This window comes from Bradyrhizobium sp. USDA 4506 (assembly GCF_054058795.1).
The window spans coordinates 836,182-850,765 of the sequence record NZ_JBSSBM010000002.1 but is presented as its reverse complement, the minus strand read 5'-3'; the positions used below and the strand labels follow the sequence as shown (position 1 = coordinate 850,765).

Genomic DNA, 14,584 nt, shown 5'->3' with positions numbered 1-14,584 from the left:
CGGAATGGCGGAAGGGAGACTACGGCGTCAGCACCGCGCGGCCGACCAGCTGGCCCTTCTGCAGATTTGTCAGCGCTTCGTTCGCCTTTGCCAGCGGCATCGGCGTGACCGGGATCGCCGGAATCTTCTTGGTCCGCACGAGGTCGAGCAGCTCCTGGGTCTCGCGCAGATTGCCGACATAGCTGCCCTGGATGGTGACCGCCTTGATCGGGATCAGCGGCAGCGCCCAGGGCGCGCCGCCGCCGAACAGGCCGACGATCACGAGCTTGCCGCCCTTGGTCAGGCAGTCGAAGCCGAGTTGCGAGGTCTGGGCGTTGCCGACCAGATCGATCGCGGCACGGATCGGCTGGCCGGCCTTCTTGACAAGCTGTTCCAGCGCGTCGGGCGCCTTGCCGTCGACGGTCGCGAGCGCACCCGCGGCCTCGGCCGCCTCGCGCTTCCTGGCGTCGATATCGACCACGATCGCTCCCTTGCCGCCCATCGCCTTCAGCAGCGAGAGCGCCATCAGCCCGAGACCGCCGGCGCCGAAGATCACGATCGGTGTGTCGAGATCCTTCTCGACCTTCTTCAGCGCGCTGTAGGTCGTGACACCGGAGCAGGCATAGGGCGCGGCCGTGACGGGATCGAGCCCCTTGAGGTTGAGCAGATACTTCGGATGCGGCACCGTCATGTGGTCGGCGTAGCCGCCGTCGCAATAGACACCGAGCGCATTCGGCTTGATTGCGCACATGTTCTCGTCGCCGCCGAGGCAGGTCGGGCACTTGCCGCAGCCGAGCCAGGGATAGGCCAGCGCGACATCGCCGACCTTGAGGCCGCCCTTGTCGGCGTCCTTGACGTCGGGCCCGAAGGCCACGATCTCGCCGACCGTCTCATGGCCCATCGTGCGCGGCAGCGAGACGCCGCGATCCTTCAGCGACAGCGGCTTGCGGCCGTGGCCGAGATCATAGCCGCCCTCCCAGATGTGCAGATCGCTGTGGCAGACGCCGGCGGCCTTGACCTTGATCAGCACCTGCGTGCCGGACGGCTGCGGCGTCGGCTGATCGACCTCCTTCAAGGGGGCGTTGAAATCGACGACCTGGAAACTCTTCATCGCTGTTCTCCCGTAGCTTGTTCTTGCGGCGGACCTTGCCACGCCTGCCCGTCCGGGACAAACGCGGTGTCGGCCTCCGGATATTTAGATCAGGGGATGATGGCAAGCCGCGAACTGGCCGGGCGCAACCACACGCAGTTCCGGCACTTCGCTGGCGCAGCGCGTGTCGGCCCGGGGGCAGCGGGTGCGGAAACGGCAGCCGGAGGGCGGCGCAATCGGCGACGGCGGCTCGCCGACCGGCACGCTTTGGGTCGGACGGACATCCGGATCCGGCACCGGGATCGCCTCGATCAGCAGCGCGGTATAGGGATGCGCCGGCCGTGCAAACAACTGCTCCGACGGGCCGACCTCGCAGAGCCGGCCGAGATACATCACCGCGACGCGATCTGAGACCGCCTTCACCACGGCGAGGTCGTGGGCGATGAACAGCAGGGTCAGGCCGTAGCGCGCCTTCATCTCCTCCAGCAGATTGAGGATCTGGGCGCGGATCGAGACATCGAGCGCGGACACCGGCTCGTCGCAGATCACGAATTCCGGATTGAGCACCAGCGAGCGGGCGATGCAGATGCGCTGGCATTGTCCGCCGGAGAATTCATGCGGCAGGCGTCCGCTCACCAGCGCCGGATCGAGGCCGACCGCCGACAGCACGTCACTGACGCGCCGCCGGCGTTCCTCGGGATCCTTGACGCCCGCGATCACCAGCGGCTCGGCGACGATGTCGCCAATCCGCCGCCGCGGATTGAGCGAGGCAATCGGGTCCTGGAAGATCAGCTGCACGCGCCGGCGCATCTTGCGCAGTGGCTCGCCCTTCAGCGTGGTCAGATCGTGCCCATCGAACAGCACCTTGCCGGAGACGGCCTGGCGCAGCTGCAGCACCGCGCGGCCGAGGGTGGACTTGCCGCAGCCGGATTCGCCGACCAGCCCCAGCGTCTCGCCGCGCGCGATCTCGAGGCTGACATCGGAGACGGCATGGATGGTCTTGCCTCCCACCGAATATTCGACGACGAGGTTTTCCACCTTCATCAGCGGATCGGGTGCTGCCTGCAGCATCATGCGCGGATCCCCGCGGTGATCGGATGGAAGCAGGCGTAGAGATGCTCCGGGGTTTCGGCCCGGCTGAGCTGCGGCTTCTCCGCGCCGCAGCGCTCCGCGGAATAGCGGCAGCGCGGCGAAAACGAGCAGCCCTTGAGCGGCCGGGTCGGATCGGGCGGCCGCCCCGAAATCGCCGGCAGCGGCGTATGCGGCGCGACGTCGAGCTTCGGCAACGCGGCGAGCAGCGCCTCGGTGTAGGGCATCCGCATCTGCTTGAACAATGCCGGCGTCGGCGCGCGTTCGACGACGCGCCCGGCATACATCACCGCGACCTCGTCGGTGCGGCCGGCGACCACGCCGAGGTCATGCGTGATGATGATCATCGCCATGTGACGGCGCTGCTGCTCGCGCGCCAACAGATCGAGGATCTGCGCCTGGATCGTGACGTCGAGCGCGGTGGTCGGCTCGTCCGCGATCAGGAGCTGTGGCTCGCAGGACAGTGCCACCGCAATCGCGACGCGCTGGCGCATGCCACCGGAGAGCTGGTGCGGATATTGCGCGAGGCGCTGCTCGGGCGCGGGAATGCCGACCGCCGCCAACAGTTCGATGCTGCGCTGCCGGGCCTCGGCAAGATCGAGCTCGAGATGTTCCACAATGGTCTCGATCAGCTGGGTGCCGATGGTCAGCACCGGATTGAGCGAGGTCATCGGGTCCTGGAACACGATCGCCAGCGAGCGGCCGCGCAGCTTGCGCAATTTCTCGGCCGGGAGTTTCGTCAGGTCCTGCCCGTCGAACATCACGCGGCCGGACAGTTTCGCCTTCTTGGGCAACAGCTGCAGGATCGCGCGCGACAGCATGGTCTTGCCGCACCCGGACTCGCCGACGATGCCGAGCGTCCTGCCGGCGCCGACGGCGAGATCGACATGATCCACCGCCCGCAGATTGCCGCGCGGCGTCGGCAGGTCGACCACCGCATTCTCGACCGAGAGCAGCGTCCGGCTCATAGCGCCCCCTGCCTGGGATCGGTCAGCGCACGCATCGTATCGCCGATCAGGTTGAACGAGAGCACGGTCAGGAACATCGCGATCGCCGGAATGAAGGCGAGCCGCGGCGCCACCTCGAGGCTCTCACGCCCCTCCCCGATCATGCTGCCCCAGCTCGAGATCGGCGGCGGCACGCCGAGGCCGAGGAACGACAGCGAGCCCTCGACCACGATGGTGACGGCGACGCCAAGCAGAAAGAAGGCGAGCAGCGGCAGCATCACATTGGGCAGCAGCTCGCGCAGCAGGATGCGCGCATGCGTGGCGCCGAGCGCCTGCGCCGCGATGACGAATTCGCGCCGCGCCAGCGACAAGGTCGCCGCCCGCGCCACCCGCATGAAGGCGGGAATGCCGAGCACACCGAGGATGCAGGTCAGATTGAAGATCGACTGGCCGAGATAGGCGGTGACCGCAAGCGCCAGGATCAGCGGCGGGAACGCCAGCAGCACGTCCATGCTGCCGACCACGAAGGATTCGAAACGGCCGCGGAAATAGCCCCCGAGCATGCCGAGCGCGCCGCCGATCGTGACACCGATCATCGGTGCGCAGAGACCGACGATCAGCGAGATGCGCGCGCCATAGATCAGCCGCGACAGCTCGTCACGGCCGAGACCGTCGGTGCCGAGCCAATGCTCGGCGGAGATCGGCGCCCGCCGCTCCAGCATGTCCATGTCGGTCGGGCTCGGCAGCGGCAGCAGGTCGGCAAAGATCGCGACCGCGAACACCAGCGCCATCCAGCCGATCGCGATCCAGAACAGCATGCCGAGCCCGCGGCGGCGCCGGACCGGCGTCGCACCGGCCTCTTCCTCGAGGCTGAGCTCAAGCGTGGCCATGGCGGATCCTTGGGTCGAGAAGGGCGTAGAGCATGTCGACGACGAAGTTCATGATCACGAAGCCCGCGGCAACCAGCAGCACCACGCCCTGCAGGATGATCAGATCGCGGGTATAGATCGCGCCGACCAGGAGGCGGCCGATCCCCGGCAAGGCGAAGATCGACTCGACGATGACGGCGCCACCGATCAGGCGGCCGATATTGATGCCGGTGATGGTGACGAGCGTCAGCGACGACGGCTTCAGCGCGTGCACGAACAGGATGCGCGACGGCTTGAGGCCCTTCGCCTTGGCGAGCGCGATGTAGTCCTCCTGCAGCGCCGCGATCATGTCGGAGCGCAGCACGCGCATGATGCCCGGCCATTCCGCAAGCCCGAGCGTCAGCGCCGGCAGCACCATGAAGCGCAGATTGGCGACCGGGTCCTCGGTGAACGGCACATAGCCGGTCGCCGGCAGCAGGCGCAGCTCGACCGCAAACAGATAGATCAGCAGGATCGCGGACAGGAAGGTCGGCACCGACAGCATGCCGAAGGCCGAGCCGGTCATGAAGCGGTCGAACGCGCTGCCGGCCCTTGCCGCGCAGGCGATCGCGAGCGGCACGCCGATCGCAAGCCCGATCAGCTCGGCCAGGATCATCAGCTCGAACGAGACCGGGATGCGTTCGCTGACGGCCTGCAACACGGTCTGCCCGGTGCGGAAGGACCGTCCGAAATCACCCTGCAGGATGTGCCACAGCCAGCCGAGATAGCGCAGCCAGATCGGCTGATCGAGCCCCATGTCGTGACGCAGGGCCGCGACGTTCTCCGGCGTCGCCTGGTCGCCGAGGATCACATAGGCCACATCGCCGGGCAACAGCGAGGCGATCACGAAAGTCAGGACCGAGACCGCGATCAGCACCGGTACCAGGTACAGGAGCCTGCGCGCGACGAAGAACAGCATGAAAGGCTATTCCTTCCAGGCGTCGGAGACGTCGAGCACCCCGTTGAACATCTTCGGCACGCCCTTCACCTTCGCGCTCGAGATTGCGTAGTAGGTGTTCTGGAAAGTCCAGAACCAGATTGCTTCCTTGTTGATCAGGCGGCTGATCGCGCAATAGTCCTCGGTGCGCTGGGCGACGTCGGCCGTGGTCCGCGCATGCTCCAGCAACCGGTCCAGCTCTGGATTGGAGTAGTTCGCGAGCGCCACCGGGCTGCCGGTGTGGAAATTGGCGTACATCTGCGGATCGGGATCGGCGAGATCGACGATGCGCCACGGCGTGAGCTGGAACTGGCGCATGAAGGCGCGCGGCGGAATGGTTGCCTGATCGACCTGCTCGATCTCCATGTTGGCGCCGATGCGCTTCCAGAATTGCTGCAGCACCTGGCCGCCGGTGCGGCCGCGCGGCGTCGCCGTGACCAGCATCTTGAATTCGACCGGCTTGCCGTAATCCTTGATCAACGCCTTGGCCTTTTCGACATCGTAGGGCAGCGCGCCGTCATCCTTGCACTTCACCCAGGACCCGTCGCCGTAGGGATTGCTGGCCGGTCGCGCCAGGCCATTGGTAATCGCCTGCGACATCTTCGTGCGGTCGAGCGCCATCACCAGCGCCTGACGCACGCGCACGTCGTCGAACGGCGGGACCTTGGTGTTGAAGGCAGCGACTGCAGCCCCCGAGCCTTCATAGGTATGCACGGTCAGGCTCGTGTCCTTGCGCGCCCTGATGATGTTGTCGGCATCGGCTTCGTCGTCCCAGATGATGTCGGCCTCGCCCGATTGCAGCGAGGCAAAGCGCGACTGTGCATCCGGCAAGGGCTTCAGGACGATGCGGTCGAGATACGGCTTGCCCTTGTTCCAGTAGTCCGGGTTCTTCTCGAGCACCATGCGGTCGCCGGCGGTCCAGGACTTCAGGATGTAGGGACCGGTGCCGACCGGGTTGCGGTTGTAGTCGTCGCCCTTGGTCTTCCATGCGGTCGGCGACTGCATGACGTTGTTGGAGCTTTGAATGGTCTGCGTCGCCGGGAAGTTCACGGCCGGGTCGCTGAAATTATAGACCACCGTCAGGTCGTCGACCGGGTTCACGCTGATGATGTTCGTGATGTAGAAGGCGCAACGGCATTTGTTGGCGGGATCCTTCTGGCGGTCGAAATTCTCCTTCACAGCCTTCGCGTTGAATGGCGTGCCGTCATGGAATTTGACGCCTGGCCGCAGCTTGATGGTCCAGGTCTTGAAGTCTTCCGAATGCTCCCATGACAGCGCGAGCTTCGGCTTCACCTCGCCCTTGTCGTCGAGTGTGGTCAGCGTGTCGAAGATTGCGGCCGCCGCGGTATTGGCTGAGGTGTCGTAGACGCCGACCTTGAGCGGGTCGAAGCCGGGAATGTCGAGTTCCTGGCCAACGTTGAGCGTGCCGCCCAGCTTCTGCGCATTGGCCGATGCAGCGAATGCCGCGGCACTGAATCCCGCCACAAGAAATATGCGCGCAACGGCGTGCGCGCGCCCGACCAGCTTCATCAATGCTCCCTCCCAGGTGGGCGACGTCCGGTGTTCCGGATCGTCGTCTGTTGGGCGGCAGATTGTCCGGAATCGCCGCGCGCGACAAGACCGTAATGCGGATGAAAAGCCGCAGGCTTAATGACGCGCCGTCTTTGCCGGTTGCGCCGCGAAGCCTGCGATCTGATCCTCGGAGAGCCCGATCTCCTTCAGATAGGACAGCGTGTGCTCGCCGAGCGTCGACATCCGCTTGCGCGCACCGACCGCAGCGCCGGACATGCGGAACGGCAGATTGAGCACCTTGAAGCTGCCGCCGCCGTCCGCAACGTCGGCCAGCGCGCCGCGATGGGCGATTTGCGGATCGGCGAGCGCCTCGCGCACGGTGCGATAGGCCGATGACGGCACGCCATATTCATTGAGTGCGGCAAGGCAGGCCTGCGTGCTGACCGAGCTCGACCACGCCTCCACGCCCTCCATCAGGCCCGCCCAGTTCTCCCGCCGATCGGAATATTTGGCGAAGCGCGGATCGGACACCCAATCGGGACGACCGATCACCTGCATCAGGTTCTGGAACGTCTTCTCGCTGGCGATCGCCACCATCACGTAGCCGTCGGTGGTCTCGATCGGGCCGAACATCGGGCGCTGGGTTTGCTTCACCTCGAATTGCGACCATTGCAACTCGTTCAGGGTCAGGCTCAGCATCGATTCCAGCATCGAGACGTCGATATGCTGGCCCTTGCCGCTGGCGGCGCGCTGGTAGAGCGCCGCCGAGATCGCACCGAATGCGTAAACGCCGGTCAGCACGTCGGCGTGATAAATGCCGCAATAGTCCGGCCGGCTGCGGCCCGGCTGATAGGCGAGATGAGCCATCTCGTAGCCCGAGGCGGCATGGATCACCGGCGCATAGGCCGGCAATTCCGCCGACGGGCCGGTCTGGCCGTAGCCGGAGATCGAGCAAAAGATCAGCTTCGGATTGATGTCGCGGATAGAGGCATAGTCGAGCTTCAGCCGCCGCATCACGCCGGGACGGAAATTCTCCACCAGCACGTCGGCGGTGGCGATCAGCCGGCGCACGGCTTCGACGCCGGCCGGCGACTTCAGGTCGAGCACCAGGCTGTTCTTGCCTATATTGAGCTGGCCGAACGCCGTCGAGCAATTGTTGCGCACCGGCGGCCGCGTCCGCATCGTCTCGCCCTCGGCGGGCTCGATCTTGATCACCTCGGCGCCCATGTCGGCGAGCATCCGCGTGCAGTGAGGTCCGGCGATCGTGGTCGAAAAATCGAGTACGCGAAGGCCGTCGAAGCTCCGTGTCAAATTCCCCTCATCGTCAGCGGCTATGGTCGTCGGCAAGGCTTCCTCCACCTTCGTCATCGGTTGTTCGGCGTCGCGTGACCCTAAAGTGAGCCGCCCTGGCAGGAAAGCGTCTCGTCCAGACCGGGAGCGCGGGCCGTCTTGCATTTTACTCAAAGGCAGATTGGACCCGATCTTGCATAGCCCTCTCACGGGCTGGAACGAGGGCGCTTGTTGAAGGTCTTATTCGTCACGACGGAGATGGACGATTTCGTCCGCGTGGGCGGGCTCGCCGCCGTTTCCGCTGCCCTTCCGCGGGCGCTCCGCCCGTGGAGCGACGTCAGGATCATGCTTCCCGGCTACCGGGGTGTGGTCGAACAGTTCACGCATATTGAAATCGTAGGGCAATGCCGAGCGCTCGCCGAGATGCCGGCCTGCACGCTCGGGCGTGCGTCGACCAGGGACGGACTTCCGGTCTACGTGCTGCTGTGCCCACAACTCTACGAGAGGCCGGGCAATCCCTATGGCGATGAGTCCGGCCGCGACTGGCCCGACAACGACATCCGCTTCGGCCGCTTTGCCTCCGCCGCTGCCGAACTTGCAGCCGGGATGCTGGACAAGAATTGGGCAGCGGACCTTGTACACGCCAACGACTGGCAGGCCGCGCTCACACCGGCCTACCTCGCCTGGCGCGGCGCGCGGATCCCCTCGATCCTGACCATCCACAATCTCGCCTATCAGGGCCTGTTTCCGAAGGACTCGCTGCGACGGATCGGCGCACCGGAAAGCTCATTCCACATCGACGGGCTGGAGTTCTACGACAAGCTCTCCTTCCTCAAGGGCGGCCTCGTCTACGCCTCGCATCTGACCACGGTCAGCGCGACCTATGCCAGGGAGATCACGACCGCAGAGCTCGGCTGCGGCCTGGAAGGCCTGCTCCGGGTGCGCTCCGATGCCGACCAGCTGACCGGCATCCTGAACGGCATCGACGAAAGCTGGGACCCGCGCCACTGCGCGCAGCTCGCACAGCCGTTCGGCTCCGGCGACTGGAAGGGCAAGCAGGCCAACGCCGACTATGTCCGCCGTCAGTTCGGCCTTGCGGTCTCGCGCGGGCCGATCTTTGGCCTCGTCGCCCGCCTCGTGCATCAGAAAGGCGTCGACCTCGTGCTGTCGGCCGCCGACGAGATCGTCAGGGACGGCGGACAGATCGTCGTCACCGGCAGCGGCGAGCCGGCCATCGAGGATGCGCTGGTGGCCGCGCATCGCCGCCGACCCGATGCGATCGGCGTGATCATCGGCTTCAACGATGGGCAGGCGCGCCGGATCTTCGCCGGCAGCGATTTCACCCTGATGCCGTCGCGCTTCGAGCCCTGCGGCCTCAGCCAGATGTATGCGCAGCGCTTCGGCTCGCTGCCGATCGGCCACCAGACCGGCGGGCTTGCGGAAACCATCGCCGACGGCGAGACCGGCTTCCTGTTCGCGCAGCCGTCGGCGGAATCCTTCCTCGGCGGCGTCAGGCGCGCCTTCGACGCCTACCGCGCCAAGGACCGGCTCAACGCCATGCGCTCCAGCGCGATGGCCAAGTCCTACAGCTGGGACCTGTCGGCCGCCTGCTATGGTGCGCTGTACAAAAGGCTGATCATGCCGCGCGTGATGGCGTAGGCGGCTCGCCTCGCGGGCTTGTGAAGCCCGGCGGTTGTGGGATCCCACCGGCCCGGTAACAATCGGGTCATTGCACCGAACCTTTCAGGCAATCACGTCGCCACACGGCTGGACGACGACGCATGCGTGAAATTGCGAATGATGACTTTTGGCCAAACGCGATTGCGATGGAGGAACATCATGGACGTCAACGAAGAGCGCCTCAATTCATTCATGGGAAAGATGATCGGCGATGTCGGCGCGGCGATGAATGCCTCGTTGATGCTGCTGGGCGACAAGCTCGGGCTGTACAGGGCCCTCGCGCAGGGCGGGCCGATGAATGCCGCGGCCCTGGCCAAGGCAACGGGAACGGCCGAGCGCTACATCCAGGAGTGGCTGTCGGCGCAGGCGGCCTCCGGCTACATCGAGTACGACAAGGCATCCGGAAAATTCTCGATGCTGCCCGAGCAGGCGCTCGCGCTGGCCGACGAGGACAGCCCGGTCTTCCTCGGCGCCGTCGGAAGCCTGGTCGGCGCGACCTTTCTCGATGAGCCAAAAATTACCGACGCCTTCAAGACCGGCAAAGGCGTCGGCTGGAACAGGCGCAGCGAGTGCCTGTTCTGCGGCACCGCCCGCTTCTTCCGCACCAGCTACAAGCACTATCTGGTGCAGGAATGGCTGCCGGCGCTCGAGGGCGTCGTCGACAAGCTGAAGAAAGGCGCCGTCGTCGCCGACGTCGGCTGCGGGCACGGCGTCTCGACGCGATTGATGGCGGAGGCGTTTCCGAAATCAACCTTCTACGGCTTCGACTATCACGACGGCTCGATCGAGGCGGCGCGGAAGTCCGCGCGGGAGGCGGGATTGTCGGACCGCGTTCATTTCGAAACGCATTCCGCCAAGACATTCCCGGCCAAGGGCTATGACCTGGTGTGCTTCTTCGACTGCCTGCACGACATGGGCGATCCGGTCGGCGCCCTTAAGCACACCCGCTCCACCCTCGCCGACGACGGCACCTGCATGCTGATCGAGCCGTTCGCCAACGACCGGCTGGAGGACAACCTCAATCCGATCGGGCGCGTCTACTACGCCGCCTCGACGATGATCTGCACGCCGGCGTCGCTGGACCAGGAGGTCGGGCTCGCGCTCGGCGCGCAGGCAGGAGAGGCAAGACTGCGCGAGGTGGCGCGCCAAGGCGGCTTCTCGCGGTTCCGCCGCGCCGCGGAGACGCCGTTCAACCTGATCCTGGAAGCCCGCCCGTAAGATGGGCAACCGCACAATGCGATTGGGCGGCGGCATCACGCCGCCGCCCAACGCTGCAATGCCGATCTGACGCCGCGGCCGCTCGTTGCGGCCTGCGTCCTCGACGCTCCGTTACCAGTCCTGTTGCGATTGCCAGAAGTACTGGCCGCCGCGCCGGCGCGGATTGGCCGCTTGCGGATTGCCGTAAATCTGGGGATTGCCGTACTGGGGATTGCTGTATTGGGGACTGCCATACGGGGTGCCGTATTGGGTGCCCGATTGGGGATTCCAGCTGCGCTGAGAGAAGAAGCCGAAACCGTCGTCGTCCCTGCTCGCAACCATGTCGTCGGTCATCATGGGCCGGGTCGGCTTGCGTGTGATGAAACCGCCCTGGGGCTGGTTGCTCAGAACCGCGACGAACTCGGTGCGATAGTTGGTCTCGGCGCTCAATGGCTCGTCCGAGATGATGATCGAAGAGCGCGCAACGGCGGTCGGCGCGATGCGATCCAGCACATCCTGCGGGATGGTGACACGATCGAGCGCATTCCTGGCGTTGTCGCCATCGTCGATCGACACCTCGGTCCAGCGCAGGCCGCCGGCGTCGTTGCGCGCCATCGCCGTGTAGATGTGCGTGCCGATCGGTTTGTCCGGATCGCGGATGGTTACGGGAACCTCGATGCTCGAGTCGAACACCTCGCCGCCATCAGCCCATGGCTTGTGGGTGTTGCGCCGGACGTAAAGCTTCTGCGTCGCGCGGCTGATGTAGACGGACACCGGCTCCAGCGCGAGCTTCGCCTCGGTCGCCGCCTTCTGGGTATCCGCCTTCTTGGTCTCGGCCGCCTTGGCGGCGTCCTTGGCGGCGGCTGCGGCGTCGAGCTTCGGCTTGGCGTCGCCCTGGGCGGCCTCGAACTGCGTGGTCGCTTCGGCGGCCTTGGCCACCGCCTTCTGCTTCAGATCCTCGGCGCGCGCCTTGGCCTGGTCGGTCTTGGCCGCAGCGAGCGTCTTGTCGGCCAACGCAACCGCAGCGTCGGCACGGGTCTTGATCTGCTGCAATTTGCGCAGCGACGCAGGCGTGAACAGTGCGGCCTCCTTGGTCGCGGCTATCGAAACCTTCTTCGCCTCGTCGGCTGCCTTTGCGGCATCCGCGGCCTCGCGGCCGAGCTTCTCGGCGCGCGCTGGCGCCGCCGCAATGGCTTGCGCGTTCGGCACGAACAGCGCCGGATGGGTGAAATCGATCGGGGCCGGATCGTTCGGCGCGATGATCACCCGCATGCCGATCCTGGTCTTGTCGAACAGCTTCTCGGCAAAATCGTAGGGCATCCGCACGCAGCCGTGGGAGGCCGCATATCCCGGCAGCGGTCCGCCATGCAGCGCGATGCCGTTCCAGGTGATGCGCTGCATGTTGGGCATCCAGGCATCGTCATAGAGGGTCGAGTGGTGGTCCTTGTCCTTCTCGATCAGCGCAAAGACGCCGGCCGGCGTCTCGCGTCCCTTGACACCGCTCGACACCGGCGCCCGGTAGATCCAGCCCTCGGCGTCGTAGAGCGTCACCTTCTGGGCCTTGATCGACACGATCGCCATGATCGGCTCGCCGGCGGTGCGCGGCGCGGTCGCCTCGACGGCTGCCGCGGGACGCTGCTCTTTCGCCGCGACGCCGCCGGTCAGTGACGCAAGTGTGACCATCGCTGCGAAAGTCACAAAGGCGGGTTGGCCCCAACGCCGCATCGCTCCGGTGGTTTGCGCCGTCGTCGTTCGATGTACCATGCCGCTCCTCGGTCGAAATGCCTGCCCGCGCTCCGTCAATCCCGTACCAGACCGCGATTTTGGATTGATTAATCGCCGCCACGGTCCAACGCGCGAACTCGCTCCTGGGGACCATCGGACTCGTTCCAGCAGCAAATCACTTATGTATTCACTCATATATGACGGCACATGCAGGAGAAAGGGTGCCGCGCAGCAAAACCGGCCGGTAGCCGCATCCCGGGTCTGGTCGGTGGCAGCCAATGGTGCCGCGGTTGCGCCCTGCCATCATGCCGTCCGCCGCGTCTCCGGCATCACCAGCCAGATCACGAACAGCCCGAATGCGGCGATCCCGGCCAGCCCCATGAAGGCGGTGCTGCTGCCGAGCTTGTCGCTGACATAGCCGGCCAGCACCGTGCTGAGCGACGCGCCAATGCCGACTGCGGTGCCGACAATGCCCTGCGCCAGGTTGAAATGGCCGCTGCCGAAGGCGATGTCGGCCACGATCAGCGGCACCATTACGCTGAAGATCGCCGCGGTGATGCCGTCGAAAATCTGCACCATGACCAGCACATAGGGGTCACGCACCGTCGCGAACAACAGGCCGCGGATCGCCAGCGCGGCGAATGCGATCAACAGCAGCGGCCGCCGCCCCCAGGCCTGGGCCTTGCGGCCGACCGACGGCGAGGACAGCGCGACGATCGCCTGCGGCACAATGATGCAGGCCGCGATCAGAACCGGCGCCCATTGGCTCGACCGGGTCGTCACCACGCCCGCCATCAGGGGCAGCATCGCGGCATTGGCGAGCTGGAACAGCATCATCGCGCCGGCGAAGATCAAGAGCGGCCGCTGCCGCACCAGGCCGGCGACGCTGGTGGCGCGCTTGTCGGGGACTTCCCGTTTCACCTCGCCATGGGCCTGCGCGATGTCGATCTCGCGCTCGCGGATCCGGGCCAGCGACAACAGCGTCGGGATCGCCAGGATGAAGGTGACGAGGAACACCGAGCGGCTCGACAGCAGATAGCCGCAGGCGCCCATCAGTGCTGCGGCCGAGCCGCTGCCGAGCGAGGCGAAGCGCGCATTGCGGCCGAGCCGCTCGCCGATCGCAAGCGGCCCGACCAGGCCGAGGCTGATCGCGGCGATCGCCGGACCGAGCACGCAGCTCGCGAGCGCGTGCAGCGTCGCGGCGAGCGTCACCACGGGAAAGATCGGCCAGAGCGCGTAGGCCAGCGCGCTGGCGCCGATCGCGGCCACCGCACAGCCCGCAACGACCCGCTCGGAGCGCGCCGCATCGACGATCGCTCCGCCGGGCATCTGGCCCAAGAGTCCGATAATGCCGCCGATCGAGAGCACGAAGCCGATCTCGACCTGGGTCCATTTCTGCGTCGTCAGATAGACCGCGACGAACGGGCCGAAGCCGGTCTGCACGTCGGCCAGGAAGAAGATGAACCAGTCGAGCCCGCGCTGGCTTTCCCGCGACGGCCCGCGCGGTTCCTCCGGAGTGGGCTGATCGGGAGCAATTGACACAACGTTGGTGCTGCCGGCTGATCGCTCGCCACGATCGTCGCCAACCGTCTCTAAAGAAGAGTTCGGACGCGCGACCAGCTCTACCCCCCTAATGTTCGTAATCCCATGGATGCAGGCTCCCCGCCGCACCCAGCACGATCAGCGGCGTATCTTCCTTGTACTCGGGCGCAGCGCTCACCTGCTGCTTGTTGAGGTCCAGCGTGATGCTGTCGCTCTTGCTGGAAACACCGGCGAAACGCAGCGCGTTCCAATCGACCACGATCTTGCGGCTGCCGACGCCGAGGAAGCCGCCGAAATCGATCACTGCGGCGCGGACCTTGCCGTCGCGGTCGACAATGACGTCGACGATACGGCCCATGTTCTCATTGGCGGAACTGCGAACGTCGCGCCCGAGAATGCCGTGCGCATCGCGCGCGCCGATCACGGTCACCGACGGCGGCGGCGACGGTTCCTTGGACGGTTCCTTGGACGATTCCTTTGAGGGCTCCTTCGCCTGCTCCTTCGGCGTCGCAGAGGCTGCTGGCGGCGCCTGGGCTGCCGGCGGCGCAGGAGTTGCTGGCGTTGCTGGCGGCGCCTGCACGGCCGGCGGCGATGGTGCAGGCGCCGGCGCTTCGTCGTCGGCGGCGCGGGCACCCGCGCATGTCAGCAGCGCCGCTGCGACCAGCATCATCGTAATCCTCGGACGCAT

12 protein-coding genes are annotated in these 14,584 nt (G+C 66.1%); 2 read left to right on the top strand and 10 right to left on the bottom strand.

Going from position 1 to position 14,584, the window contains the following annotated elements; all coding sequences use genetic code 11:
• Window positions 1-19: 19 nt before the first annotated feature.
• The 7 genes from ACVIHF_RS06335 to ACVIHF_RS06305 form a co-directional block, all read right to left on the bottom strand.
• Window positions 20-1,090, bottom strand: a complete 1,071-nt coding sequence (locus tag ACVIHF_RS06335) for an alcohol dehydrogenase (protein WP_028334327.1) — start codon at window positions 1,088-1,090, stop codon at window positions 20-22.
• Between the two features lie 84 nt (window positions 1,091-1,174).
• Window positions 1,175-2,143, bottom strand: coding sequence for an ABC transporter ATP-binding protein (locus tag ACVIHF_RS06330; protein ID WP_253609709.1), 969 nt, complete (start codon window positions 2,141-2,143; stop codon window positions 1,175-1,177).
• Window positions 2,140-3,126, bottom strand: a complete 987-nt coding sequence (locus ACVIHF_RS06325) for an ABC transporter ATP-binding protein (RefSeq protein WP_253609710.1) — start codon at window positions 3,124-3,126, stop codon at window positions 2,140-2,142. The genes ACVIHF_RS06330 and ACVIHF_RS06325 overlap by 4 nt, the downstream gene beginning before the upstream one ends.
• On the bottom strand, window positions 3,123-3,995 hold the full coding sequence (locus ACVIHF_RS06320) for an ABC transporter permease (protein ID WP_456791869.1): 873 nt from the start codon (window positions 3,993-3,995) through the stop codon (window positions 3,123-3,125). The genes ACVIHF_RS06325 and ACVIHF_RS06320 overlap by 4 nt, the downstream gene beginning before the upstream one ends.
• Complete coding sequence (locus ACVIHF_RS06315) at window positions 3,982-4,932, bottom strand: ABC transporter permease (protein ID WP_253609712.1); 951 nt, start codon at window positions 4,930-4,932, stop codon at window positions 3,982-3,984. Before ACVIHF_RS06315 ends, ACVIHF_RS06320 begins: the two co-directional genes overlap by 14 nt.
• Window positions 4,933-4,938: 6 nt before the next feature.
• Complete coding sequence (locus ACVIHF_RS06310) at window positions 4,939-6,480, bottom strand: ABC transporter substrate-binding protein (RefSeq protein ID WP_456781277.1); 1,542 nt, start codon at window positions 6,478-6,480, stop codon at window positions 4,939-4,941.
• A 117-nt stretch (window positions 6,481-6,597) separates the two neighbouring features.
• Window positions 6,598-7,830, bottom strand: a complete 1,233-nt coding sequence (locus ACVIHF_RS06305) for a CaiB/BaiF CoA transferase family protein (protein ID WP_253609714.1) — start codon at window positions 7,828-7,830, stop codon at window positions 6,598-6,600.
• Between the two features lie 153 nt (window positions 7,831-7,983).
• Between ACVIHF_RS06305 and glgA the strand changes: the two genes are divergently transcribed.
• Window positions 7,984-9,411 carry a glycogen synthase GlgA gene (gene glgA / locus ACVIHF_RS06300; protein ID WP_253609715.1) on the top strand — a complete coding sequence of 476 codons (1,428 nt, stop codon included), beginning with the start codon at window positions 7,984-7,986 and terminating at the stop codon, window positions 9,409-9,411.
• A gap of 180 nt (window positions 9,412-9,591) precedes the next feature.
• Window positions 9,592-10,650: a class I SAM-dependent methyltransferase gene (locus ACVIHF_RS06295; protein ID WP_176936872.1), complete on the top strand. Its 1,059-nt coding sequence runs from the start codon at window positions 9,592-9,594 to the stop codon at window positions 10,648-10,650.
• Between the two features lie 111 nt (window positions 10,651-10,761).
• Here ACVIHF_RS06295 and ACVIHF_RS06290 read toward each other — a convergent pair whose 3' ends face one another.
• From ACVIHF_RS06290 to ACVIHF_RS06280, 3 genes are all read right to left on the bottom strand, one after another.
• On the bottom strand, window positions 10,762-12,393 hold the full coding sequence (locus tag ACVIHF_RS06290) for a L,D-transpeptidase (RefSeq protein WP_253609716.1): 1,632 nt from the start codon (window positions 12,391-12,393) through the stop codon (window positions 10,762-10,764).
• Between the two features lie 264 nt (window positions 12,394-12,657).
• Entirely contained in the window at window positions 12,658-13,896 is a 1,239-nt protein-coding gene (locus ACVIHF_RS06285; protein ID WP_253609717.1) for an MFS transporter, read from the bottom strand.
• Between the two features lie 88 nt (window positions 13,897-13,984).
• Window positions 13,985-14,584 carry a PRC-barrel domain-containing protein gene (locus ACVIHF_RS06280; RefSeq protein ID WP_253609718.1) on the bottom strand — a complete coding sequence of 200 codons (600 nt, stop codon included), beginning with the start codon at window positions 14,582-14,584 and terminating at the stop codon, window positions 13,985-13,987.

What these genes read in the sequence shown, in the direction of transcription:
- ACVIHF_RS06310 (WP_456781277.1), bottom strand. Translation starts at nt 6,480, where the DNA reads ATGAAGCTGGTCGGGCGCGCGCACGCCGTTGCGCGCATATTTCTTGTG.
- ACVIHF_RS06325 (WP_253609710.1), bottom strand. Translation starts at nt 3,126, where the DNA reads ATGAGCCGGACGCTGCTCTCGGTCGAGAATGCGGTGGTCGACCTGCCG.
- ACVIHF_RS06335 (WP_028334327.1), bottom strand. Translation starts at nt 1,090, where the DNA reads ATGAAGAGTTTCCAGGTCGTCGATTTCAACGCCCCCTTGAAGGAGGTC.
- ACVIHF_RS06295 (WP_176936872.1), top strand. Translation starts at nt 9,592, where the DNA reads ATGGACGTCAACGAAGAGCGCCTCAATTCATTCATGGGAAAGATGATC.
- ACVIHF_RS06320 (WP_456791869.1), bottom strand. Translation starts at nt 3,995, where the DNA reads ATGGCCACGCTTGAGCTCAGCCTCGAGGAAGAGGCCGGTGCGACGCCG.
- ACVIHF_RS06330 (WP_253609709.1), bottom strand. Translation starts at nt 2,143, where the DNA reads ATGATGCTGCAGGCAGCACCCGATCCGCTGATGAAGGTGGAAAACCTC.
- ACVIHF_RS06315 (WP_253609712.1), bottom strand. Translation starts at nt 4,932, where the DNA reads ATGCTGTTCTTCGTCGCGCGCAGGCTCCTGTACCTGGTACCGGTGCTG.
- ACVIHF_RS06290 (WP_253609716.1), bottom strand. Translation starts at nt 12,393, where the DNA reads ATGGTACATCGAACGACGACGGCGCAAACCACCGGAGCGATGCGGCGT.
- ACVIHF_RS06305 (WP_253609714.1), bottom strand. Translation starts at nt 7,830, where the DNA reads ATGACGAAGGTGGAGGAAGCCTTGCCGACGACCATAGCCGCTGACGAT.
- ACVIHF_RS06280 (WP_253609718.1), bottom strand. Translation starts at nt 14,584, where the DNA reads ATGCGTCCGAGGATTACGATGATGCTGGTCGCAGCGGCGCTGCTGACA.